The 22,861-nt window shown below is 62.0% G+C and carries 17 protein-coding genes; 14 read left to right on the top strand and 3 right to left on the bottom strand.

Annotated features, from left to right (window positions below; genetic code table 11):
* Positions 1 to 41: 41 nt before the first annotated feature.
* A complete protein-coding gene (locus BMY67_RS17395) occupies positions 42 to 1,259 on the bottom strand; it encodes an NAD(P)-dependent oxidoreductase (RefSeq protein ID WP_092774046.1) in 1,218 nt (405 codons plus the stop codon).
* A 178-nt stretch (positions 1,260 to 1,437) separates the two neighbouring features.
* Here BMY67_RS17395 and gcvP point away from each other — a divergent pair, with 178 nt between their 5' ends.
* Positions 1,438 to 4,353 (top strand): aminomethyl-transferring glycine dehydrogenase, encoded by a 2,916-nt coding sequence (gene gcvP, locus BMY67_RS17390; RefSeq protein WP_092774044.1) that lies wholly within the window; start codon positions 1,438 to 1,440, stop codon positions 4,351 to 4,353.
* A 219-nt stretch (positions 4,354 to 4,572) separates the two neighbouring features.
* Here gcvP and BMY67_RS17385 read toward each other — a convergent pair whose 3' ends face one another.
* On the bottom strand, positions 4,573 to 5,196 hold the full coding sequence (locus tag BMY67_RS17385; RefSeq protein ID WP_143069906.1) for a hypothetical protein: 624 nt from the start codon (positions 5,194 to 5,196) through the stop codon (positions 4,573 to 4,575).
* 401 nt (positions 5,197 to 5,597) lie between these two features.
* Here BMY67_RS17385 and BMY67_RS17380 point away from each other — a divergent pair, with 401 nt between their 5' ends.
* From BMY67_RS17380 to BMY67_RS17335, 10 genes are all read left to right on the top strand, one after another.
* The gene (locus BMY67_RS17380; protein WP_092774040.1) at positions 5,598 to 9,044 is read left to right on the top strand and encodes a DUF4175 family protein; all 3,447 of its coding nucleotides are present in this window, start codon (positions 5,598 to 5,600) and stop codon (positions 9,042 to 9,044) included.
* A 51-nt stretch (positions 9,045 to 9,095) separates the two neighbouring features.
* Positions 9,096 to 9,563, top strand: a complete 468-nt coding sequence (locus BMY67_RS17375) for an ATP-binding protein (protein ID WP_092774038.1) — start codon at positions 9,096 to 9,098, stop codon at positions 9,561 to 9,563.
* Positions 9,564 to 9,638: 75 nt separating this feature from the next.
* A complete protein-coding gene (gene ybeY / locus BMY67_RS17370) occupies positions 9,639 to 10,121 on the top strand; it encodes an rRNA maturation RNase YbeY (RefSeq protein WP_092774036.1) in 483 nt (160 codons plus the stop codon).
* Positions 10,122 to 10,346: 225 nt separating this feature from the next.
* Positions 10,347 to 11,042, top strand: coding sequence for a GNAT family N-acetyltransferase (locus BMY67_RS17365; RefSeq protein ID WP_092774034.1), 696 nt, complete (start codon positions 10,347 to 10,349; stop codon positions 11,040 to 11,042).
* A gap of 46 nt (positions 11,043 to 11,088) precedes the next feature.
* Complete coding sequence (locus tag BMY67_RS17360) at positions 11,089 to 11,574, top strand: RDD family protein (protein ID WP_143069905.1); 486 nt, start codon at positions 11,089 to 11,091, stop codon at positions 11,572 to 11,574.
* Positions 11,575 to 11,748: 174 nt separating this feature from the next.
* A complete protein-coding gene (mnmG, locus tag BMY67_RS17355) occupies positions 11,749 to 13,617 on the top strand; it encodes a tRNA uridine-5-carboxymethylaminomethyl(34) synthesis enzyme MnmG (protein ID WP_092774030.1) in 1,869 nt (622 codons plus the stop codon).
* A 266-nt stretch (positions 13,618 to 13,883) separates the two neighbouring features.
* The gene (locus BMY67_RS17350) at positions 13,884 to 14,783 is read left to right on the top strand and encodes a class I SAM-dependent methyltransferase (protein WP_092774028.1); all 900 of its coding nucleotides are present in this window, start codon (positions 13,884 to 13,886) and stop codon (positions 14,781 to 14,783) included.
* Between the two features lie 177 nt (positions 14,784 to 14,960).
* The gene (locus tag BMY67_RS17345; protein ID WP_092774026.1) at positions 14,961 to 16,586 is read left to right on the top strand and encodes an Ig-like domain-containing domain; all 1,626 of its coding nucleotides are present in this window, start codon (positions 14,961 to 14,963) and stop codon (positions 16,584 to 16,586) included.
* A 1,040-nt stretch (positions 16,587 to 17,626) separates the two neighbouring features.
* Entirely contained in the window at positions 17,627 to 18,118 is a 492-nt protein-coding gene (locus tag BMY67_RS17340; protein WP_092774024.1) for a DUF4385 domain-containing protein, read from the top strand.
* Between the two features lie 144 nt (positions 18,119 to 18,262).
* A complete protein-coding gene (locus tag BMY67_RS17335) occupies positions 18,263 to 18,745 on the top strand; it encodes a hypothetical protein (protein WP_092774022.1) in 483 nt (160 codons plus the stop codon).
* Positions 18,746 to 18,949: 204 nt separating this feature from the next.
* Here BMY67_RS17335 and BMY67_RS17330 read toward each other — a convergent pair whose 3' ends face one another.
* The gene (locus BMY67_RS17330; protein ID WP_092774020.1) at positions 18,950 to 20,356 is read right to left on the bottom strand and encodes an inorganic phosphate transporter; all 1,407 of its coding nucleotides are present in this window, start codon (positions 20,354 to 20,356) and stop codon (positions 18,950 to 18,952) included.
* A gap of 274 nt (positions 20,357 to 20,630) precedes the next feature.
* On the opposite strand from BMY67_RS17330, the gene BMY67_RS17325 reads away from it, so the two are divergent.
* The 3 genes from BMY67_RS17325 to BMY67_RS17315 all read left to right on the top strand — a co-directional run bounded on the left by BMY67_RS17325 (position 20,631) and on the right by BMY67_RS17315 (position 22,820).
* On the top strand, positions 20,631 to 22,154 hold the full coding sequence (locus BMY67_RS17325; RefSeq protein WP_092774018.1) for a glycine--tRNA ligase: 1,524 nt from the start codon (positions 20,631 to 20,633) through the stop codon (positions 22,152 to 22,154).
* Positions 22,155 to 22,240: 86 nt separating this feature from the next.
* Positions 22,241 to 22,474 carry a DUF433 domain-containing protein gene (locus BMY67_RS17320; protein ID WP_092774016.1) on the top strand — a complete coding sequence of 78 codons (234 nt, stop codon included), beginning with the start codon at positions 22,241 to 22,243 and terminating at the stop codon, positions 22,472 to 22,474.
* Positions 22,475 to 22,484: 10 nt separating this feature from the next.
* The gene (locus BMY67_RS17315) at positions 22,485 to 22,820 is read left to right on the top strand and encodes a DUF5615 family PIN-like protein (RefSeq protein WP_092774014.1); all 336 of its coding nucleotides are present in this window, start codon (positions 22,485 to 22,487) and stop codon (positions 22,818 to 22,820) included.
* Positions 22,821 to 22,861: the final 41 nt, after the last annotated feature.

The raw sequence follows: 22,861 nt of genomic DNA, 5'->3' as shown, positions 1-22,861 counted from the left end.
ACAATCGACTAATAACTGACAACGGACAACTGACAACCAACCTAACCGGCTACGTAGTCGGCCAGGTACTGGTACCGCTCGGTGAGCTGGCCGGCGCGGGCAATGGTGGCGCGCTCGATGACCTCGTCGGGGCCGCCTTCGGCCAGCAGGTGGGGCAGCACGTGGGCGATGAGCTGGCGGGCGAAGTCGCGCGAGGCGTTGCGGGGCAGCTCGCAGGGCAGGTTATCGACGGCCATTACCGTGAGATGCCCGGGGGCCGAGTAGGCGGCGTGCAGCTCGCTGGTGGCGGGGTCGTAGTCGTAGGCCGGCTCCTGGATGGTGGTGCTGCGGTGGGTGGTTGGGATGGAGCCGTCGATGTCGCAGGTAACGTCGGCGATGGTGTTGATGCGGAAATCGGGGCGGCGCGTATCTTCCTCGGCAAACAGGCGCGGGGCCTGGGGGTGCCAGTAGGCGCAGGCAATCAGCAGGTCGGTAACGGGCAGGAAGTTGCCGAAGGTGCTTTCGTACTGCTCGGGGTGGCGGTGGAAATCGGGCGTATCCCAGACGCGGCCGTCGCGGCGGCGGTTGTAGTCGGAGGAGCGCAGCTGGGTGTACACGGGCTCGTTGAAATCGAGGTAGAGGTAGTCGTACACGCTCACGCGGCGGATGCCCATCAGCTCCAGCACTTCCACCGCGCCCTGGGCCACGCGGCCCGAGCCGGTCACCACCATTTTGATGGGCGGCAGCTTCTTGACCTTGAAAAACTCGTCCTGCATGTCCTCCATATCCACGCACTCGTAGGCGGGCTTGAGCTGGAACAGGCCGTGCTTGCGGCCGTAGGTGAGCAGGCCGTTGTAGGCGCCCACAATGCCCGCCCAGCGCCCAAACGCCACAATGCGCTGGCCCTGCTCGTCGGTGAGCACCTCGTAATCGACCAGCGTAATGTTGCGCTTAAGCACCTGGCGCAGCAGCTCGCGGTTGGCAGGCTGCTTCTTGATGGTGTGAGAGAAAAAGAAGTAGGTTTTGTTGGGCAGCAGCTCGGCCACCGGCACTTCCTTCACGCCCATCAGCACGTCGCAGTCGGCCACGCTGGGGCGCACCTCCAGGCCCAGCTCGCGGTACTCCTGGTCGGCAAAAGCGCGGATTTCGCTTTGCTGGGCCACGATTTTCAGACCGGGAAACTGGTCCTGGGCCTCGATGCATTTTTTGGGAGTGAGCGGTACGCGCTTATCGGGCGGGGTTTTGCCTTCGCGCAGCAGGCCAATAGTCAGGGTGGGCATAAGCAGCAGTTGGATGGGATAGGGCTTAAAGGTAACAAGCCCCGTAGAGACGCGACCCATCGCGTCTCTACGGGTTCAAACTTTTCCCCGCCTATCGGTTTAAGGGTGAAGCCTTTTCGCGCTACCTTTGTTGGAGGTTCTGTTGAAGCCTTCCGTTGCCACCCTCACCACCCTTCTTATGTTGCTGAAGACCAAGCCCGCCGACGTGTTTGTGGACCGCCATAATGGTCCTGATGCCGCTGGTGTTGCCGAAATGCTGCGCGTTGTCGGCGTCGAGTCGATTGACCAGCTCATCGACGAAACCGTGCCGGCGGCCATTCGCCTCAAGCGGCCGCTGAACCTGCCCACAGCCCTCACCGAGCGGGCGTTTCTGGCCAAGTTCAAGGGCATTGCCGAGAAGAACCGGCTGTTCAAGAACTATATCGGCCTGGGCTACCACCCCACCCAGCTGCCGGCCGTTATTCAGCGCAACATCCTCGAGAATCCGGGCTGGTACACGGCCTACACGCCCTACCAGGCCGAAATTGCCCAGGGTCGCCTCGAAGCCCTGATTAATTACCAGACGATGGTAATGGAGCTGACGGGCCTGGAAATTGCCAACGCCAGCCTGCTCGACGAAGGCACCGCCGCCGCCGAAACGCTGCACATGTTCCACTCGCTGAGCAAGAAGAAGTCGGCCACGCGTTACTTCGTATCGGAGCAGGTGCTGCCCCAGACCATCGACGTGCTGCGCACCCGGGCCACGCCGCTGGGCATCGAGTTGGTGATTGGCGACCACCGCACCGCCGACCTGAGCGACGAGTCGCTGTTCGGCGCCATTCTGCAATACCCGGCCGCCGACGGCGCCGTGTACGACTACACTGACTTCATCACCAAAGCTCACGACAACAACCTGTTCGTGACCGTGGCGGCCGATTTGCTGGCCCTGACGCTGCTCACGCCTCCCGGCGAGATGGGCGCCGATGCCGTGGTGGGCAACTCCCAGCGCTTCGGCGTGCCGATGGGCTACGGCGGACCCCACGCCGGTTTCCTGGCCACCCGCGACGCCTACAAGCGCGTGATTCCGGGCCGCATTATCGGCCAGAGCATCGACGCGGCCGGCAACAAGGCCTACCGTATGGCCTTGCAGACCCGCGAGCAGCACATTCGGCGCGAGAAGGCCACCAGCAACATCTGCACCGCCCAGGTGCTGCTGAGCGTGCTGGCCGGCATGTACGCCGTCTATCATGGCCCCCAGCGCCTGCGCCAGTTCGCCGGCAACATCCACGTGCAGACCCTAACGTTGGCCGGCGCCCTGGGCGAGCTGGGCATGGAGCAGGGCAACGAGTTCTACTTCGACACGCTGGATATCCAGCTGGAAAGCGCGGAGCTGCAAAGCGCCGTGAAAAAGGAGGCCGAGGCCGCCGGTATCAACTTCCGCTACTTCGGCGAGAATCAGGTGGGCATCTCGCTCAACCAGAACACCGAAATTGAGGACGTGCGCGACATTGTGGCCGTATTCGCCAAGGTGCTCGGTAAGGCCGCGCCCCAGGTGGAGCTGCCCGCCGAGGCGGAGGTGAACTGGGACGCCGCGCTGGTGCGCCAGAGCGAGTACCTGACGCACCCCATCTTCAACAGCCACCACTCCGAGCACGAGATGCTGCGCTACATGAAGCAGCTCGAAAACAAGGACCTGAGCCTGGCCCACTCCATGATTGCACTCGGCTCGTGCACCATGAAACTCAACGCCACGGCCGAAATGATTCCGGTTACCTGGCCCGAAATCGGCAATCTGCACCCGTTCGCGCCCCGCGAGCAGGCCCAGGGCTACGCCGAAATCTTTGCTGATTTGGAGAAGTGGCTGTGCGAGGTAACCGGCTTCGACGCCGTATCGTTGCAGCCCAACTCGGGCGCCCAGGGCGAGTACGCCGGCCTGCTGGCCATCAAGGGCTACCACGATTCGCGCGGCGACCAGCACCGCAACGTGGCCCTGATTCCGGCCTCGGCCCACGGCACCAACCCGGCGTCGGCCGTGATGGCCGGCATGCAGGTGGTGGTGGTGAAGAGCACGGAGGATGGCAACATTGACGTGGCCGACCTCAAGGCCAAGGCCGCCCAGCACGCCGACAAACTCAGCTGCCTGATGGTGACCTACCCCAGCACCCACGGCGTGTACGAGGAAACCATCATCGACATCTGCCAGACCATCCACGAGCACGGTGGCCGGGTGTACATGGACGGCGCCAACATGAACGCCCAGGTGGGCCTCACGTCGCCCGCCACCATCGGCGCCGACGTCTGCCACCTGAACCTGCACAAAACGTTCTGCATCCCGCACGGCGGCGGCGGCCCCGGCGTGGGTCCCATCGGCGTGGTGGCCGACCTGGCCCCCTTCCTGCCCGGCCACGTGCTGGTAGACGCCGACGGCCGCACGGCCAGCGCCGTTTCGTCGGCGCCCTGGGGTTCGGCCAGCATCCTGCCCATCAGCTACGCCTACATCAACATGATGGGCGGCGAGGGCCTGACCGAAGCCACCCGCATGGCTATTCTGAACGCCAACTACCTCAAGGCCAAGCTGGAGGAGCACTACCCCGTGCTATATACCGGCGCCAACGGCCGTTGCGCCCACGAGATGATTCTGGACTGCCGCCAGTTCAAGAAGGCCGGCATCGAGGTGGAAGACATTGCCAAGCGCCTGATGGACTACGGTTTCCACGCGCCCACCGTGAGCTTCCCGGTAGCCGGCACCCTAATGGTGGAGCCGACCGAATCGGAAAGCATGGAGGAGCTGGACCGCTTCGTGGAGGCGATGGTGAAGATTCGGGAGGAAATCCGCGAAGTGGAACAAGGCCGCGCCGACGCCAAGGACAACCTGCTCAAGCACGCCCCGCACACGGCGGCCACCGTGCTCGTGCACGACTGGACCCGCCCCTACTCGCGCGAGCAGGCCGTGTACCCCACCGAACACGCCCGCGCCCACAAGTTCTGGCCGGCCGTCTCGCGCATCGACTCGGCCTACGGCGACCGGAACCTCATCTGCTCCTGCACCGCCGTGGAGGAGTACGTGGACGCCGAAGAGCAGCTCGTACCGACCGATAAGGGTCCGTCGTATTAGGATTAAGGATTAAGGCGTACTAGAGAGACCCCGCAACAACCGTTGCGGGGTCTCTCTTTTTGGCGGTTGATTGAATCTGGATTTAAGTGCGGGCTGTAGAGACGCGACCCTTCGCGTCTCGTCGTTGAACGACAACGTAAAATCGGCTCGGGCAACATCAGCAACGACGAGACGCGAAGTGTCGCGTCTCTACAGCCGGCTTAGGTTTAAAACCAGCCACTACCGGCTCACCACCCCAACCGCCAGCGCTACGCTCAGGCCCAGCGCCAGGCCGGCCCATACCTGGGCAGGCGTGTGGGCATCAAGGGCCAGGCGGGCGCGGCTTACGGCTACGGCCACGACTGCGCAGCCGGCCAGCCACCAGGCTCCGGCTGGCCCGGCCGCGCCGCTTAGCTGCAACAGCAGCAGCAGGCCGAACGCGCCGCCCATGCCGACGCCGTGAGCCGAAATTTTCCAGCGGAGCGTGATGAGCAGTGTGAGCAGCACGGCCAGCGCCATGCCCGCCATCATCCAGAAAAGCAGTGGTTCGGGGTGCTGGGGCTGGTAGAGTAGTCCGGCCGTAGCGCCAAAGCTCACGGCGGCCAGCAGCAGGGGCAGGGTGCGCTGCTGCCGCTGCCGCAGCTCCACCGAATCGGCGTAACCCAGGCGCACGAGCAGGGCCGTGCCCAGCGCCGGCAGGGCCAGCGTGCCGATGGCCACCAGCGCCAGCACCACGCGCCGGTCGGCCAGGGCGGGCGGTGGCGCCGTGCCCGGCAGCTGGTAGCACACCACGCAGAACAGGTAAAGCGGCACCAGCAGCGGGTGAAACACTGCTGATAGCGCCAGGGCTAGTAGTCGGGGCAAGGGACGGAGGGAGGAAGGGACGAAGCGGCTAAAGGTACGCGGCGGTTGGCCGTTCACCCCACCCCCCGGCCCCACGCCGCTTGATGCGCGGAATCCTCCGGGAGAGGGGGAGCCAGACGTGAGAACTATTCTGCCAGAACGCACCCCCTCTCCCGGAGGATTCCGCGCATCAAGCGGCGTGGGGCCGGGGGGTGGGGTGGGCGCTCGGGAACCACTTGCCCCACTCGCGTTGTCCATCCTAGCACTAGCTGCCGGGGCGAATGTTGTATCTTTCCCCAACCGGAATCGGGCAGCTAAAAGGCCGAATCAACGTCTCTTGCCTAAAAATAAGTGCAAGCCGTTATCAGCCAGAACGGAGCTAACAGCTAATAGCTAAGGGCTAACAGCTTAGTACATATACTATGGGAGTGGAGCAAGACCCCGCGACGACCCGGGCTTTGGACGAGGTGCTGGGCCGGCTCGATGCGTTTAAGCGCAAGTTTTACCTGAGCCTGCTGGTGCGCGGGGCCCTGGTGGCCGGCGGCCTGCTGCTGAGTTTGTTTCTAGTGTTCAGCCTGCTCGAATACTTCCTGTACCTGCCCACCGGGGTGCGGGCCGGGCTGCTGTTTGGGTTTGTGGGGGGCGTGGTGTACGCCTTCGCGCGCTGGATTTGGCAGCCCCTGGCGGCGCTTACGCACCTGCGGCGCATGCTCTCGGACGAGCAGGCCGCCCGCCGGGTGGGCGAGCTGTTTCCGGAGGTGCAGGACAAGCTGCTGAACGCGCTGCAACTGCGCGGACAGGCCCAGCACGACGCGCTGCTGGCCGCCAGTCTGGAGCAGCGGGCCGGGCAGCTGCGGGGCGTGGAGTTTTCGCAAGGCATCGATATTCAACGCCAGAGCCGGCCACTGTGGAAGTACGTGGCCGTGCCCGCGGGCGTGGTGGCGGTGCTGCTGCTGGCTTACCCGAGCTTGTTCGTGCAGGGTACGGGGCGCATTCTCAATTACAACCAGAAGTACAGTCCGCCCGCGCCGTTTACGTTCGTGGTGGAAAACCCCAGCCTCACGGCGTTCAAGGGCGAAGATTTCAGTTTGAAAGTAGCGGTGGAAGGGGAGGTGCTGCCCAACGAAATCAGCATACAGTACGAGGGCAAGGAGCGCCGCCTGACCCGCGAAACCGGCAACCACTTCCGCTACGATTTCAAGCAGCTGCGCAGCAGCGTGGATTTCCAGCTGGCGGCGGCCGGTTTTTCTTCTTCCGAATATAAGCTGAAGGTGAAGGCCCGGCCCAATTTGCGCGACTTCGCCATCCGGGCCGTGTACCCAGCCTACGTGGGCCGGGCCAACGAAACCATCCGCAACACCGGCAACCTCACGGTGCCCGAGGGCACGGAGCTGCGCTGGGAGTTCCGGACCGAAGCCACCGACCAGCTGCAACTGCGCTTCGGGGGCGAGCCGGCCGAAACCGTGGCCGCCACGCCCGACGAGGCCGCCGCCGGGCAGTTCCACCTGCGCCGCCGCGCCACCCGGAGTCAGAACTACGCCGTGCGCCTGCGCAACGCCGCCAGCCCTAACCGCGACCCGATTGAGTACCAGCTGACCGTGATTCCCGACACGGCCCCCGAAGTAACGCTGGAGAGCTTCCAGGACACCACGGCCCGGCAATTTCTGGCCCTGGGCGGCAACCTGCGCGACGACTACGGCTTTTCGCGCTTGCAGCTGCACTACCGGGTGCTCAGTCAAAACACGCCCAACGCCGCTTACCAGAGCCGGGCGCTGCCGCTGGGCACGGGCCCCAGCCAGAGCTACGCCTACCAGTGGGACGTGCGCCGGCTCAGCCTCAAGCCCGGCGACCGGCTGGAGTATTTCGTGCAGGTGTGGGACAACGACGGCGTGCACGGCGCCAAGCCCGGCCGGAGCTGGGTGGCCGAGTTCCGGCTGCCCTCGCGCACCGAGCAGCGCCAGCAACTGGCCTCGCAAAGCCAGGCCATGCAGAGCCAGCTGAGCCAGGCCGCCCAGGACTCGAAGAAGATGGAGCGCGAGCTGGCCAAGGCCGAAGACAAGCTGAAAGTGAAGCGCGACCTCAGTTTCCAGGACCGCAAGCAGCTCAAGGACATGCTCGATGAGAAGCAGCAGATGGACCAGGCCCTGGACGACCTCAAGCGCCAGTTCGAGCAGCTTCAGGAGCAGCAAAACCAGCTCGACCCCCAGAAAAACGAGGAGCTGGCCGAGAAGACCAAGGAGCTGCAAAAGCTGATGGACGACTTGCTCGATCCCGAAACTAAGAAGCTCTACGAAGAGCTGCGCAAGCTGCTGGAGCAGCAGCAGGACCAGAACCAGCCCGACATCCAGAAGCTGTTGCAGCAACTCGAAAACAAGGAAAACACCCTGCAGAAGGAGCTGGAGCGGGCCCTGGAAATGTTCAAGCAGCTGCAGTTCGAGCAGAAGCAGGACCAGGCCCTCGAAAAGCTCCAGCAGCTGGCCCAGGAGCAGCAGAAGCTGGCCGAGCAAACCGAGAAGAACGACAAGCAGAACCCCGACAACAAGCAGTCCAACGAGCAGCAGAAAGCGAACAACGAAAAACTCAAACAGGAGCAAACCGAGCAGCAGCAGAAGTTTGAGGAAGTCAAAGAGGACCTCAAAGAACTCAAGGAGCTGGACCGCCAGCTCGACGGCGAGAACGGGGCCGACGAGATGAAGCAGGACCAGCAGCAGGTGGACGAGCAGCAGCAGCAGAGCCAGCAGCAGCTAAGCAAAAACCAGAACCAGAAAGCCGCCCAGAGTCAGCGCCAGGCCGCCCAGAAGATGCAGCAGATGGCCCAGCAGATGCAGCAGCAGATGGAGCAGGAGGAGTCGGACCAGCAGCAGCAGAACATCGACGACTTGCGCGACATTCTGGAAAACCTGCTCAAGCTCAGCTTCGATGAGGAAAGCCTGATGCAGCAGTTCCGGCAGGTCGACCAGAGCGACCCGCGCTTCGTGCAGCTGGGCCAGACCCAGCGCAAGCTCAAGGACGACGCCCGCGTGGTGCAGGACTCGCTCTACGCGCTGGCCAACCGCGTCTTTCAGATTAAAAGCTTCGTGACCCGCGAGGTGGGCGAGATGAACGGCCGCATGGACGAAGCCCTGGGCCACCTCAAGGACCGCAACGTGGGCCGGGCCACCAGCGCCCAGCAGCAGGCCATGACCAGCATGAACAACCTGGCCCTGATGCTCAACGATGCCCTCCAACAAATGCAGCAGCAGCAGCGCGACAGCCAGAGCCAGCAGCAGATGCAGGGCGGCGGCAAGCCGGGCCGCAAGAAAAAGAAGGGCAGTTCGGCCGGCGAGGGCCAGATGGGCCGCATGCAGCAGCAGCTCAACCAGCAGATTCAGCAGCTCCAGCAGAGCGGCAAAACCGGCCGGGCCCTCTCGGAGGAGCTGGCCAAGCTGGCCGGCCAGCAGCAGATGCTGCGCCAGGCCATGCAGGAGCTGGAGCGCATGCAGCAGAAGGGCGGCGGCAAGCCCGGCAGTGGCAAACCCGGTTCCGACAAGGACGGCCAGGGCGGGGCCGGCGGCCTCGGCGACATCAAAAAAATGATGGAACAAACCGAAACCGACCTCGTAAACAAGCGGCTGACGGAGCAAACCGTTATGCGCCAGCGCCAAATCCTGACCCGGTTGCTCGAAGCCGAGAAATCGGCCCGCGAGCGGGACCAGGACGACAAGCGCGAAGCTCAGACGGCCCAGCAGCGTCCGCCCGTTTTTCCGCCCGCTTTCCAGCAGTACCAGCGCCAGCAAACCCGCCAGACTGAGCTGCTTCGTGCCGTGCCGCCCACCCTCACGCCCTACTACCAGCGCAAGGTGAGCGAGTATTTTCAGCAAATGAAGTAGCATTCCGCTATTTTTACTCTTTACCCGCCGCCCTTCTCTTTTTTACCCCATATGAAGCAGGTTAAAATCCAGATTCCTTCGCTCGTTGAAAACATCCGCGTTGTGGAAAGCTTTATCGACAACTCGAAGGATACCTTCCACATCGACGACGATATTTACGGCAACATTATGGTGGCCGTCACCGAGGCTGTCAACAACGCTATCCGCCACGGCAACAAGTTTGATAAGGATAAAAACGTGCTCCTGTCGTTGCAGGTGCAGGACGACCGCGTGACGTTTGAGATTGAGGATGAGGGCGCGGGCTTCGACTACGACAACCTGCTCGACCCCACGGCTCCCGAAAACATCGAAAACCCCGGCGGCCGCGGCATCTTCCTCATCCGCCACCTCGCCGACGAAGTGGAGTTCAACAAGGACGGCCGCCACGTGCAGCTCACCTTCCTGCTGCCCACCGCCTCGGATGAGGACGAGGAGCGCCACTCGACCATCAACGGGGCCGAAGCTCCCGCCGCCCGCTAGGTTCCGGTCAAGATACCGGGTCGGCCAAGCTTTTTCGTCTGCTGATTATCCGTTTCACTTTTGCTTCTGGCTGCCATGAGCGACCTGCCCACCGAGTACGATGAGTTAGATGAGCCGGGCCCCGGAAACGAAAGCCACGGCATCGAGTTTCTGGTGGAGGAAGTGGATTTCGAGCTGGCCGACGCCCGCGACCTGACCTCCTGGATTGAGCGCGTGGCCGAGGTGCACGAGCACGAAATCGTGCAGCTCACCTACATCTTCTGCTCCGACGAGTACCTGCACAAAGTCAACGTCGAGTACCTCGACCACGACACCTACACCGACGTCATCACCTTCGACAACGCCGACGACGCCGACATCCTGGAAGGCGACATCTTCATCTCCGTCGACCGGGTACGCGAAAACGCCGCCCTCCACGGCGTCCCCTTCCGCGACGAGCTGCACCGGGTGATGATTCACGGCGTGCTGCACCTACTCGGCTACGCCGACAAGGACCTGCTCAGCCAAACCGCCATGCGCAAAAAGGAAGACGACTGCCTGCTGCTGCGGGCGTTCTAGGTTTTCGCTTGTTTGATTTAAAGACGCCTGCCGAAACGCGGGCGTTTTTTTGTTCTGCTGGCGCACCCCACCCCCGGCCCCTCCCCTCCGGGAGAGGGGTGCCAGACGCGAGTTCATCAAATCTAAAATCTTGATTCGTTGAACGCACCCCTCTCCCGGAGGGGAGGGGCCGGGGGTGGGGTGCGCCAGCAGAACGAATGACCTTTATAATATTCCCAACTATCAATGTCTGCCACGCCGCCGCTTGTCATTCCCGGTCGGGCCCTGGATTTTTACCTGAGCCAGGGCTACTACCGCATGCACCAAGACCTGTTTACCTGCCTGTTTCTGCCGGTGGGGGAGGCGGTGTACACCGTGCATTGGCTGCGACTGGTGCTGGCCCAGGTGGAGTACGGCCCCGCCCAGCGCCGCCTGCTGCGCCTGGGCCAGCAGTTTACGATTGGCATCCGACCTTTTACCCTGACGGCCGAGCTGGAAGACCTCTACGCCCGCTACCGGCTAAGCGTCAGCTTCGACGCGCCCGACACGGTGGAGGAGTTTCTGCTGGCCGGGGCCACCCACAACGTGTTCCACACCGAGGTGCTGGAGCTGCGCGACGCGGGCCGGCTGGTGGCGGCCGGCATTTTCGACAGCGGGGAGCGGACGATGGCCGGCATCATGAACTTCTACGACCCCGACTACCGCAAATCCAGCCCCGGCAAGCTGCTGATGCTGCTGAAGCTGGAGGAGGCCCGCCGCCGCAACTACACGCACTACTACCCCGGCTACGTGGTGCACGGCTACCCCAAGTTCGACTACAAGCTCTTCCCCTGCCCGGCCGCCACCGAAGTGTTCGACTGCCTGCGGGAGGAGTGGTTTCCGTTTTCCTGGGAGCGGGTGGAGGCTCAGAACGCGGCGTTGACCGGGGCTGCTGATTCGTAAGGTCTAACTGTTTTGTTATACAGTACCTTTCACTGGCCTTTTTTCCATGCAAATACCTGTAAACCAAAAGTTTCGTCTACTATCCATGCTCGGAGAGCATATCAGTATGTGCATCATAGGCGTGCCTCTCATGGGGCTTTCTCTTTTGACGCATGGTAATTGGGGCTTTTATTTCGTGCTCGTCCTCTATTTGAACAAGGATTTCCTTAACGGCCGAAGCCCACTCAAGCGTCTGCTAAACACGCAAGTGCAACAGACGACAGATGTTCCCGCAAACGAGTGGCAGTGCTTCCTGCGCAACACTACGCTTATCATTTGGCCCTTGGAGGTCTTGGTAGTGGCAATTAATGGGCGGAGACGGCTGGGAGATTATTTAGCCAATACGCACGTAGCCAATGTTTCGGAAGATATTGGCTCTTGGAAAAAAGAGCTAGCCGCTTATCGAGTAACTTCTTATACTTTCTACACGCTTCTCGCCACCGGTCTTTACTTACTGCTGGTACACACTCTCTTCGATTGGCTTGGCTTCTAGCGCACTGACTTCAAATGCTTTTATAAGCAGTAGCAAGCTGCTGTTATTGCATCTGCATTTAATAGCAGGAGGCTGACAGCTGATGACTCTCAGCCAACGGCTGATAAAAAGGCGGTAAATTTGCGGCTGCTTCGCCGCGTTGAACTCTTTCCGGCGCGCACAGATTAATCAGCTATGTTTCAAGCAGAAGAATACGATGTGATTGTGGTGGGCGCGGGCCACGCCGGGTGCGAGGCCGCTGCTGCCGCCGCTACGCTGGGCTCCAAGGTCCTGCTCGTCACCATGAACATGAACACCATCGCCCAGATGTCGTGCAACCCGGCGATGGGCGGCGTGGCCAAGGGCCAGATTGTGCGTGAGGTGGACGCGCTAGGCGGGATGTCGGGCATCATCACCGACAAAACCATGATTCAGTTCCGGATGCTGAACCGCTCCAAGGGCCCCGCCATGTGGAGCCCGCGGGCCCAGTCGGACCGGATGCGCTTTGCCGAGGAGTGGCGGCTGGCGCTGGAGCAGACGCCCAACGTGGATTTCTGGCAGGAGGCCGTAACGGGCCTGCTGGTGGAGGACGGCGCGTGCGTGGGCGTGAAAACCCAGCTCGGCATAGCGTTCCGGGGCAAGTCGGTGGTGCTCACCAACGGCACCTTCCTCAACGGGCTCATCCACATCGGCGAGAAGCAGTTCGGCGGCGGCCGCATGGCCGAGAAGGGCAGCACCGGCCTCACCGAGCAGCTCAAGGAGCTGGGCTTTGAGGCCGGCCGCATGAAAACCGGTACCCCGCCCCGCGTGGACGGCCGCAGCCTCGATTACAGCAAGATGGAGGAGCAGCCCGGCGATGAGGTGCCTGGCAAGTTCAGCTACCTCGATACGCCCACGCTGCCCAAGCAGCGGCCCTGCTACATCACCTATACCAACCCCGAAGTGCACGAAATCCTGAAGGAGGGCTTCGAGCAGTCGCCCATGTTTCAGGGGCGCATCAAGGGGCTGGGGCCGCGCTACTGCCCGAGCGTGGAGGACAAAATCAACCGCTTCGCCGACAAGGACCGGCATCAGATTTTCGTGGAGCCCGAGGGCTGGAACACGGTGGAAGTGTACGTGAACGGCTTTTCGAGCAGCCTGCCCGAAGACGTGCAGTACCGCGCCCTGCGCAAAATCGCGGGCTTCGAAAACGCCAAAATGTTCCGCCCCGGCTACGCCATCGAGTACGACTACTTCCCGCCCACCCAGCTAAACCTCACGCTGGAAACCAAGCGGGTGGCTAACCTCTATTTCGCGGGCCAGATAAACGGCACCACCGGCTACGAGGAGGCCGCCTGCCAGGGCCTGATGGCCGGCATCAACGCCCACCGCAAGGTGCACGGGCAGGCCCCCTTTGTGCTTTCGCGGAGCCAGGCCTACATCGGCGTGCTTATCGACGACCTCGTGAACAAGGGCACCGATGAGCCTTACCGCATGTTCACGAGCCGCGCCGAGCACCGCCTGCTGCTGCGCCAGGACAACGCCGACCTGCGCCTGACGCCGCTGGGCTACGAGCTGGGCCTAGCTTCGGAGGAGCGCATGCAGCTGGTGCGCGAAAAGGAGCAGCAGACCCGGGAAGTAGCCAAGCTGCTGAAGAATTTCGGCATCGAGGCCGCCGATATCAACGGCTGGCTGCTGGAAATCGGCTCGGCCGAAATCAGCGAGAAAACCCGCGCCGTGAACCTGCTGCGCCGGCCGGGCATCGAGCTGCCGGCCCTGGCAATGGCTCTGCCTGGCCTCGCGCTGGCCCTGGCCCCCTTCCGCCCCGACGCGCTGGAGCAGGCCGAGATTCTGGTGAAATACGAAGCGTATCTGGAGAAAGAGCACCAGCAGGCTGCGCGCATGCAGGAGCTGGAGAACTTCATCATCCAGGGCCGCCTCGACTACCAGGCCATGCCCGCCCTCTCGCACGAGGCCCGCGAAAAGCTGCTCAGAATCCAGCCCGAAACCCTGGGCCAGGCCAGCCGCATTAGCGGCGTCAGCCCCGCCGATGTGTCGGTGCTGATGGTGTATCTGGGCCGGTAGGGCAGTGGGTAGAATCAGGATAAAAGCCCGGTCATTCAGAGCGGAGCGAAGAATCTCGCGTGCTATGCTAACTCCTGACGACAGGATTACTGTGGCACGCGAGATTCTTCGCTCCGCTCTGAATGACCGTTCTTTCTAATCTTCTACAGCCGCCGTTTCCATCCGATTCGGCGGCCGTTCTGGTTTTGTACCTTCGCCTCGCGGCTGACTTTTCGATACAACGTAATCGTAGAAATCAGCGAAATCAACCTAATCAGCGAGAATCAGTGATTTACGAGCGTTTGGATACCTGCCCGGTGTGCGGCAAAACGGAGCTGCGCAACAAGCTGGTGGTGGAGGATAAATCGGTGAGCCGGGAGAGTTTCGCCATTCAGCAGTGCGCGGCCTGCACGTTCCAGTTTACCAACCCGCGGCCCGACGCCGCCCACATCGGGCGCTACTACGAGTCGGAGGAGTATGTGTCGCACAACAGCGGGGCGGGCGGGTTCATCAACCAGGCCTACAAGGTGGCGCGGGTGTTTACCATGCGCCGCAAGGTGGCGCTGCTCAACAAGCTGGTGCCCGGCGGGGGCAAGCTGCTGGATTATGGCTGCGGCACGGGCCACTTTCTGGCCGCCGCCAAGGCCGATGGCTGGCAGGTGGCCGGCTGGGAGCCCAACGCCAGGGCCCGCCAGGAGGCCAGCCGGCGCGTGGGCCAGCCCATCGGCCTGGCCGGCTTGGTCGATTTTCAGGAGGCTTCCTTCGACGCCATTACGCTCTGGCATGTGCTCGAACACGTGCACGAGCTCAACGACACGCTCCGGCAGCTTATCCGGCTGCTGCGGCCGGGCGGCACGCTGGTTATTGCCGTGCCCAACGTAGAGAGCCTCGACGCCCAGCATTACGGCCCCGACTGGGCCGCCTACGACGTGCCCCGGCACCTGTATCATTTCAGCCCCAAAACCATGAAGCTGCTGCTTAAAAAGCACAAGCTGCAAGTGGAGCAGGAACTGCCCATGCCGCTGGATGCCTATTACGTGAGCATGCTCAGCGAGAAGCATCGCGCCGGCCAAAAGGGCGGTCTGCTCTCGGTGCTGAAAACCGGCTACAACTCCAACCAGTACGCTGCCCGCCACGAGGGCCAGTACAGCAGCGTGATATACGTGGCCCGCAAGGCGGTGAAATAGTGAAATGGCGAGTTTGACGTTTGAAGGGCCTGGTAGCGAGGAAGGGGCTGGGTGTGCTACCACGACTGGAAAATGCCGTGGCACTACACCCGGACAGCATTCAGCCGTCATGGCAAGAAATATCCAGCCTCACCGTTCTCAGAGTCCGCGAAATCCCTTTAATCCGCACAACCCGCGATGCGCTTAGCTTTCCTTTTGATTACGGCCGGGACCCTGGGCGGCTGCGCGGCCATCAGCTCGCCCGAGGGCGGCACCCGCGACACCACACTGCCCACGCTCGTCAGCTCCACGCCTGCCAACGGGGCCCGCAACGTAACGGGCCAGAGCATCCGGCTGGAGTTTTCGGAGCAGGTGCAGCTCACGGATCTGGCCAAAAACCTGCTGGTGGCCCCGGTGCTCAGTCCGGACAACACCTACAAAATCCGCGAAGACCGCACCTCGATTACGCTCACGTTCGAAAAGCCCTTTCTGCCCAACACCACCTACTCGTTCAACTTCGGCGACGCCATCAGCGACATCACCGAAAAGAATAAGGCCGAAAACGTGACGGTCAGCTTCAGCACCGGGGCCCGGCTCGATTCGGGGGCCGTCAGTGGCTCGGTGGTGGGGCTGCTCAGCCAGCAGCCGGCCGAGGGCGTGTCGGTGCTGCTGTACCCGGAGGCCGACACCTCGGACATCAAGCGGGGCGTGCCCACCTATCTGGCCCGCACCGACAAGCAGGGCCGCTTTGCGCTGCGCTACCTGAAGGAAGGCCGTTACCGCGCCTATGCGCTGGCCGACAAAAACCAGACGAACCGCTACGAGGAGCCCGAGGCCATTGCCTACCGGCCCGGCGGCGAGCTACTGACGGTAGGCCCCAAAGCGGATAGCCTGACCTTCGTGCTGACCAAGCCCGACAGCCGCTCGCCGCTCATCACGACCCAGAAAAGCTCGCCCACCGACCAGCGCATCAGCTACAACGAGGGCCTGCTGACGGCTACGCTCGCGCCGCTGGGCAGCACCCCCGCTCCGTCGCCGGCTTTGCAGGAAGCCCTGCAGCTGGCCGAGCGCAACCGCACGGCCATTCTGTACCGCACCGCCGCCCTCACCGAGGGCCGCTACCTGCTGGCCGCCACCGACAGCGCCGGCAATACGGCCCGCGACACCATTGCGGTGAAGTTTGCCGAGCCCCCGCCCAAGGCCCCCAAGCCGACGCCCGCCTATAGCGTGGAGGGCAACCCCAAGGAGGTATACCGCCAGGGCCAGGTGAAATTCGTGTTTGCCGAGCCCGTGCGCCTCATCGACCCTAAAAAGCCCCTCGGTACGCTGGCCGAAGACTCGCTGAAACGCCGCCCGCTGCGCCTGCCCCAGGATGGCAGCCTCAGCCCCGACCGCACCACGCTCAGCATCAACCTCGACACCAAAGCCCAGAAAACCGTAACGCTGCAGCTCGACAGCACGGCCCTGCAAAGCATTACGGGCCGGCCGCTGGGACTGCGCCCGTTGAAGCTCAAAGTAGTTGATCAGACGACCACCGGTACCCTGAGCGGCCCCATCCAGACCACGGCCAAACGCTACTGGGTGCAGCTGCTCGACGAAAAGGGCCAGGTGCTGCTCACGCTCGACACGCCCAAAACCACTTACCGCTTCGACAACCTCGCACCCGCCACCTACCGCCTGCGCGTGCTCATCGACCGCAACGAGGACGGCCGCTGGCAGGGCGGCGACCCGGCCCTGAAAGCCGCGCCCGAACCGGTATTCCTGTTTGCCAAGCCCATCACCATCCGCTCCAACTTCGATAACGTGGAAACCCTGAGCTTCTGACGGCGCCCCTCAGCCCTTATTACCTCGTATCCAAACAGCCCGAATCCGTCGCCCGGATTCGGGCTTTTGTTTGGGGCGGGTTGCCAGGGGAGGAGCGAGGCGGGCGACTCTGGCGTTACGGCCGGCTGCCGGCCCCGAAAGTGGCCAATGGGCGGAGTCGGGAAATGGATGCGTTTCGTAAGCTGCCGTAAGCCTCCGAGCACTGCTACCGCCTCAAAGGTCCGCGCCGGGTGTTTCGGGGTTTGTGCCAGGGTTGGAGGGATGCGCGGCTGCCGTCGGTTCATTAGTCGGCCATAATCCTATTCTGCGCTATATATATTTCGGGCCCGAAAGATATCCACAGTCCGAAACGGGCCGGGGGCGCTGCCAGGCGGGTTTTGCCTGTGGTGGCCAAGGCTAATCCACATAGTTATCCACCTCTGTAGCGCCTGAGCGCATAAGCTGTGGATAAGGGTGGGGAAACCGGGGGATAACCGGGGGATAAGTTGCGGACATCTTTTTTTGGTAGTTCGGCGGCCCCGACACCCCAGTTATCCACCCAGGCAGTGGTGGATAAGGGTGGATAAGTATCCCCCGAAAATCCCACAATCCACATCGGTCCGGGACTGTGGATTGTGGATATCGGGATAAGTACTGTGGATTGTGAAAAACTCCAATAAGTACCTGATAAATAGATTCTTATTATCCACATACCCTGTTGGCAGACGGTGGATAAGTCCGGTCTTGTACACATGTTATCCCGGCCGTGGATAACTCCCGATTCTTATCCACTTATCAACAGCCCTAACGATGGGGATTAAAAAGATTTATTTAAAAAAATGAAATTCAAAAGTTATTAAGCTTGTGGATAAGCGGGCCGGATTCCGGAAAATGCCCCGGACCCCGGAAGCAGCCCGCGCCCCCGCCGGAGCCAAGCCACGCCAAGCCGGCCCGGCCGCTGCCGCCCGAATGGGAGTTTCGGGAGCAGCGGGGCAGCCCCGGCGCCCGAAGCGGCGTATATAGGGCGTCGCTCCTTGCCGGGGCTTGCCCGGCCGCTGCTTATGCCCTTCGACTACGACCTCGATTTCACTACTGTGGATTTCCGCCGCCACCCCGAGCTGTACCGGGTGGGCAAGGGCGAGCAGGGGGTGCTGCTGGTGCAGCCCTATAAAGGCGAGATTCTGCCCCACTGGCGCTTCCGGACGCCCGAAGTGGCCCGGGAGTCGGCCGACACGATTTACGGGCTGTTTGAGGCCTACCTGAAAGCCCACGACTTTGTGGGCGCCGACATGGCCCGCAAGTTTCTGCAGATGGGCTACACCCGCGCCCGGCGCTACGCCAACCACCGCGGCGGCAAAAAGTACGACGGCCCCGTGCCCGACGACAAAAAGGGCCAGAGCGGCGCCCACGGCCGCCCCGAACTCCCCCGCGCCCCCGAAGACCCCGTAAAGGCCGAGTCGGCCGCCATCTTCAAGGCCAAATGGGACGAGGCCCGCGCCCACCCCGACTACCAGCAGCAGCGCGCCGGGTTTCAGGACCGCTACGGCAAATGAGTAATTGAGCAATTGAGCCGATAGCTGAAAGCTTTTAGCTGTTAGCTTTGACCTTTTAAGTCAATAGCACGTTGATTCTGAACAAAAGCTGTCAGCTTTAAGCTGGCAGCTCAACAACAAACCACCCTCTTTCCCCCAGATACCATGCAAACCCCTGCCCAACCCTCCAGCACCGAAGAACACGAAATCCGCCTCGGCACCGGTATGGGCCCGCTCAAGTTCGGCGCCTCCCAGGACGAGGTTCGCTCGCTGATGGGCGAGCCCGAGGAGATTGAAGAGTCGGAAGACGACGACGAGTTCGAGCACCAGGCCTGGAACTACCTCGACGAAGGCTACTCGCTGTACTTCGACCGCGAAGACGATTACCGCCTGAGCTGCATCGAAACCGACCACCCCGGCATCCGGCTCTACGGCGAGGCCATTCATGGCCGCAGCCCTGCCCAGATTCAGGAGCTGATGAAGCGCCACGGCCACGAGCAGAGCGAAGTGGAGAAAATGGACGCCGGTGAGATGCGCATCTCCTACGAAAAGGAAATGATTGACCTGTATTTCGAAGATGATGAGCTCCAGTTCGTCAACTTTGGCGTCTTCATTGATGAGGACTTAGAGGTACAATGGCCAGCTTAAGCCGGAGTTATCCACAAAAACTTAGCTTTCGGTTGTTGATAAGTTGATAACTTATTCATTTTCCGTCTTTTCGCCACGTTAGCACCCATTTTTGAGACGGTTGTCCCAATCTGGCACCAGGCTGAAAAACAGCGCATCAACAAAAAAAGCCGCTCCGGATTCCGGAGCGGCTTTTTGTCTTATTCCAGGATAGTGCTAAGCGGATTAGCCCGGCAGAATAGTCCGGAACAGCAGGAACAGCAGCCCCGACAGCGTCATGGTAACCGGGAGCGTGAGCACCCAGGCCAGGGCAATGTTGCGCACCATCACGGGGTTCACGTTCTTCACGCCGCGGCTGGCCACCATGCTGCCCGCAATGGATGAGGTGAGCACGTGGGTAGTAGAAGCCGGCAGACCCAGCGCCGAGCTGATGCCAATCATGGAGGCGGCTACCAGCTCCGAGGAGGCGCCCTGGGCGTAGCTCAGGTGCTCCTTACCAATTCGCTCGCCAATGGTTTTTACAATGCGCTGCCAGCCCACCATCGTGCCCACGCCCAACGACAGCGACACGATGATGAACACCCAGGTCGGGGCGTAGTCGGTGAACGATTTGAGGCCCTTCAGGCCATTGTCCAGCGTTTGCCGGTCGAGGGTGCTCAGGCGCACTTTGTCGCTCTTCTGAATGGTTTGGGCGCGGTTGGAAAGCAGCAGGATACCCTTGCGCAACTGGAAACGGTCGGACTGCGGAATCTGCTCGATCTGGGTTTTACCCTCGAAAATGCGGTCCAGCGCGTTGGTCTGCACCCGGATTTCGGCCACCGATTTCTGGTCGTCCAGGCTCAGCTCACGCACGTTCACGCGGCTCATCACCTGCTCTACCTTCACCAGCGAGTCGCGCATGTCGAGCGGGTTTTTGCTGTGGTCGAGGGCGAAGTAGGTGGGCACGATGCCGATGAGGATGAGCATAATCAGGCCCACGCCCTTCTGCCCGTCGTTCGAGCCGTGGAAATAACTCACCAGCGTGCAGGTAACCACCAGAATGAGGCGAATCCAGAGCGGTGGTGGCTTGTGCTTGTGCGGCTCCTTGAAGATGGACTTGTCCTTGATGAGCCGCCGCAGCAGGAACATGAGCAGGATGGTGAGCGTGAAACCGAAGGCCGGGCCGACGATGAGCGCCAGCCCGGTTTCGCTGGCCTTACCCCAGTTCACGCCCGAATCGACCACGCCGGGCAGGAAGCTGTAGGCAATGCCCACACCCAGAATCGAGCCGATCAGCGCGTGCGACGACGACGAGGGCAGCCCGTAGTACCAGGTACCCACGTTCCAGATGATGGCCCCTACAATGAGGGCACCCACCATGGCAATGCCGTGGTACACGTTCTGGTCGACCAAACTCTCGACGGGTAGCAGGTACACGATGGTCATGGCCACGGCCACGCCGCCGGTGAGCACCCCGATAAAATTCCAGAACGCCGACCAGATAACGGCCACCCAGGGCCGCAGGGCGTTGGTGTAAATGACCGTGGCCACGGCGTTGGCCGTGTCGTGGAAGCCATTGACGAATTCAAACGCGCAGGCCGCTACCAGACAGGCAATCAGCAGCAGCAGCACGTGAGGCTCTAAGCCAAACATAAGGGGGGAGTTGGTGAGGAATCGGAGAAATTTCAACCAAAGGTACTTTGGTCCTGAGGCAGGGCAAGGTTATGAAATTGTTACTGTCCGGGCGGCTGGGCCGCCGGTTGAGGCGCTAAACGCAGGCGGCGGGCATTGGTTGAAGCAGCCCCGCCCACCGGGCCCTGGCGCCGTTTCGCGGCCGGGCTGGGTTGGGGGCAGGGCTTTGGCTACTTTTGCCTGTCGTTCCGCGCCTGGCCCGGAATGCCTGACCCTCTCAACTTCTGCATCTGCCATGAGCAACGCCCCCAAACCCGCCGCCGCGGCCACTACCGAAGGTACGCTGGCCAATATCGTGTCGCACGCCAAGGAATACGGCTTCGTGTTCCAGTCGTCGGAAATTTATGATGGCCTGGGCGCCGTGTACGACTACGGCCCCAACGGCGTGGAGCTGAAAAACAACCTCAAGCAGCTCTGGTGGAAGGCCATGACCCAGCTGCACCAGAACGTGGTGGGCCTGGATGCCGCCATTTTCATGCACCCGCTCACCTGGAAAGCCTCGGGCCACGTCGACGGCTTCTCAGACCCCATGATTGACAACCTCGACAGCAAGAAGCGCTACCGCGCCGACGTGCTGCTCGAAGACCGCGCCGCCGAGCACGAGAAGAACGGCGAGCTGGCCCGGGCCGAAACCCTGCTGGCCGAAATGGGCCGCCTGCTGACGAGCGAGGATCTGGCCGGCGTGCGCCAACTCATCATTGATGAGCAAATCGTCTGCCCCATCAGCAAAACCGGCAACTGGACCGAGGTGCGCCAGTTCAACCTCATGTTCTCGACCCAGGTGGGCGCCGTGGCCGAAGATTCGAGCCTGATTTATCTGCGCCCCGAAACAGCCCAGGGTATTTTCGTCAATTTCCTGAACGTGCAGAAGTCGGCCCGCCAGAAGGTGCCGTTCGGCATTGCCCAGATCGGCAAGGCCTTCCGTAACGAGATTGTGGCCCGGCAGTTCATCTTCCGGATGCGCGAGTTCGAGCAAATGGAGCTGCAATTTTTTGTGCGCCCCGGCACCGAGGGCGAGTGGTACGAGCACTGGAAAACTATGCGCCGCCGCTGGCACGAGGTAATGGGCCTGCCCGCCGACAAGCTCCGCTTCCACGACCACGACAAGCTGGCCCACTACGCCAAGGCCGCCGTGGATATCGAATACGAATTCCCCTTCGGCTTCAAGGAAATTGAAGGCATCCACTCGCGCGGCGACTTCGACCTGACCCAGCACCAGACGCTGAGCAAGAAAAAGCAGCAGTACTTCGACGCCGACATCGACCCCGAAACCGGCAAGGCCTACGGCAACTACGTGCCCTTTGTGGTCGAAACCTCGGCCGGCGCCGACCGCCTGTTCCTGGCCACGCTCTGCCAGGCCTACCAGGAAGAAACCATTACCGAGGGCGAAGGCGACAAGGAGCAGACCAAAACCCGCACCTTCCTGAAGCTGCACCCCGCCGTGGCTCCCGTGAAAGCCGCCATTTTCCCGCTGGTGAAAAAGGACGGCATGCCCGAGAAGGCCACCGAAATCTTCAACGCCCTGCGCCACGATTTCCGCGTGATTATGGAGGAGCGCGACGCCATCGGCAAGCGCTACACCCGCCAGGACCTCATCGGCACGCCCTTCTGCATTGTAGTGGACGGCCAGACGCTGGAGGACGACACCGTGACGGTGCGCCACCGCGACTCGCGCGAGCAGACCCGCATGCCGATTGCCGAACTGCGCGCCTACATCGGCGAGGCCGTGAGCTTCTCGCGGATATTTGAGCGGCTGTAAGCAGGCGCTTACCGTACTTTCAAGGCCCCGTTCCGCCACCGGAATGGGGCCTTTTTGTATCTTGGCAGACCCTGTTAGTATCAGCCATGCAGTACATCCACGACCGAATCACCCTCGACCCGCACCTATGTGGCGGCAAGCCAACCATCCGGGGGCTACGCCTGACGGTGCAGACGGTGTTGGAGTTTCTGGCCGCCGGCGACTCGGCCGATGACGTGCTGGAAAGCTACCCGTTCCTGGAAATGGCCGATATTCAGGCTTGTTTGCGGTTTGCCTCCGAGAACCTGGCGCGGCAAAACTTCATCAGCTTCGCGGCCTGACTTTGCCGCCATGCCAAAGTTTTTGATTGATGCTAACCTGCCGCACCGTTTCGCCATCTGGCACACGCCCGATTACGAGCCGGTTCCAAACCTGGCCTGGAGCGACGAGCAGGTGTGGGCCTATGCCGCTGAGCACGGTCTGACGGTCATCACCAAGGATGTTGATTACGAAGTGCTGGTGCAAAACCAGGCGCCGCCGCACGTCATCCGGCTGTGCATTGGCAACATGCGCCGGCGTGAGCTTTGGTTGTTTCTGGAGCGCGTCTGGCCGGCGGTGCTGGAGGCGAGCAGTAAGCCTGGAGTACGACTGACGCGCGTTTTTGCCACGCACATCGAAACTGCCTGACCCGTTAAAAGCTGAACGGCCCTCCTGCTTGCAGGAGGGCC

The sequence above is a fragment of the Hymenobacter actinosclerus genome, from assembly GCF_900111515.1.
Lineage (GTDB): Bacteria > Bacteroidota > Bacteroidia > Cytophagales > Hymenobacteraceae > Hymenobacter > Hymenobacter actinosclerus.
Note: the sequence above shows the minus strand (reverse complement) of the source record. Positions and strands in the feature narration are given on the sequence as shown.

Excerpts from the sequence above, each read along its gene's own strand:
- BMY67_RS17395 (WP_092774046.1), bottom strand. The coding sequence starts at position 1,259 with ATGCCCACCCTGACTATTGGCCTGCTGCGCGAAGGCAAAACCCCGCCC.
- gcvP (WP_092774044.1), top strand. The coding sequence starts at position 1,438 with ATGTTGCTGAAGACCAAGCCCGCCGACGTGTTTGTGGACCGCCATAAT.
- BMY67_RS17380 (WP_092774040.1), top strand. The coding sequence starts at position 5,598 with ATGGGAGTGGAGCAAGACCCCGCGACGACCCGGGCTTTGGACGAGGTG.
- BMY67_RS17375 (WP_092774038.1), top strand. The coding sequence starts at position 9,096 with ATGAAGCAGGTTAAAATCCAGATTCCTTCGCTCGTTGAAAACATCCGC.
- ybeY (WP_092774036.1), top strand. The coding sequence starts at position 9,639 with ATGAGCGACCTGCCCACCGAGTACGATGAGTTAGATGAGCCGGGCCCC.
- BMY67_RS17365 (WP_092774034.1), top strand. The coding sequence starts at position 10,347 with ATGTCTGCCACGCCGCCGCTTGTCATTCCCGGTCGGGCCCTGGATTTT.
- BMY67_RS17360 (WP_143069905.1), top strand. The coding sequence starts at position 11,089 with ATGCAAATACCTGTAAACCAAAAGTTTCGTCTACTATCCATGCTCGGA.
- mnmG (WP_092774030.1), top strand. The coding sequence starts at position 11,749 with ATGTTTCAAGCAGAAGAATACGATGTGATTGTGGTGGGCGCGGGCCAC.
- BMY67_RS17345 (WP_092774026.1), top strand. The coding sequence starts at position 14,961 with ATGCGCTTAGCTTTCCTTTTGATTACGGCCGGGACCCTGGGCGGCTGC.
- BMY67_RS17340 (WP_092774024.1), top strand. The coding sequence starts at position 17,627 with ATGCCCTTCGACTACGACCTCGATTTCACTACTGTGGATTTCCGCCGC.
- BMY67_RS17335 (WP_092774022.1), top strand. The coding sequence starts at position 18,263 with ATGCAAACCCCTGCCCAACCCTCCAGCACCGAAGAACACGAAATCCGC.
- BMY67_RS17330 (WP_092774020.1), bottom strand. The coding sequence starts at position 20,356 with ATGTTTGGCTTAGAGCCTCACGTGCTGCTGCTGCTGATTGCCTGTCTG.
- BMY67_RS17325 (WP_092774018.1), top strand. The coding sequence starts at position 20,631 with ATGAGCAACGCCCCCAAACCCGCCGCCGCGGCCACTACCGAAGGTACG.
- BMY67_RS17320 (WP_092774016.1), top strand. The coding sequence starts at position 22,241 with ATGCAGTACATCCACGACCGAATCACCCTCGACCCGCACCTATGTGGC.
- BMY67_RS17315 (WP_092774014.1), top strand. The coding sequence starts at position 22,485 with ATGCCAAAGTTTTTGATTGATGCTAACCTGCCGCACCGTTTCGCCATC.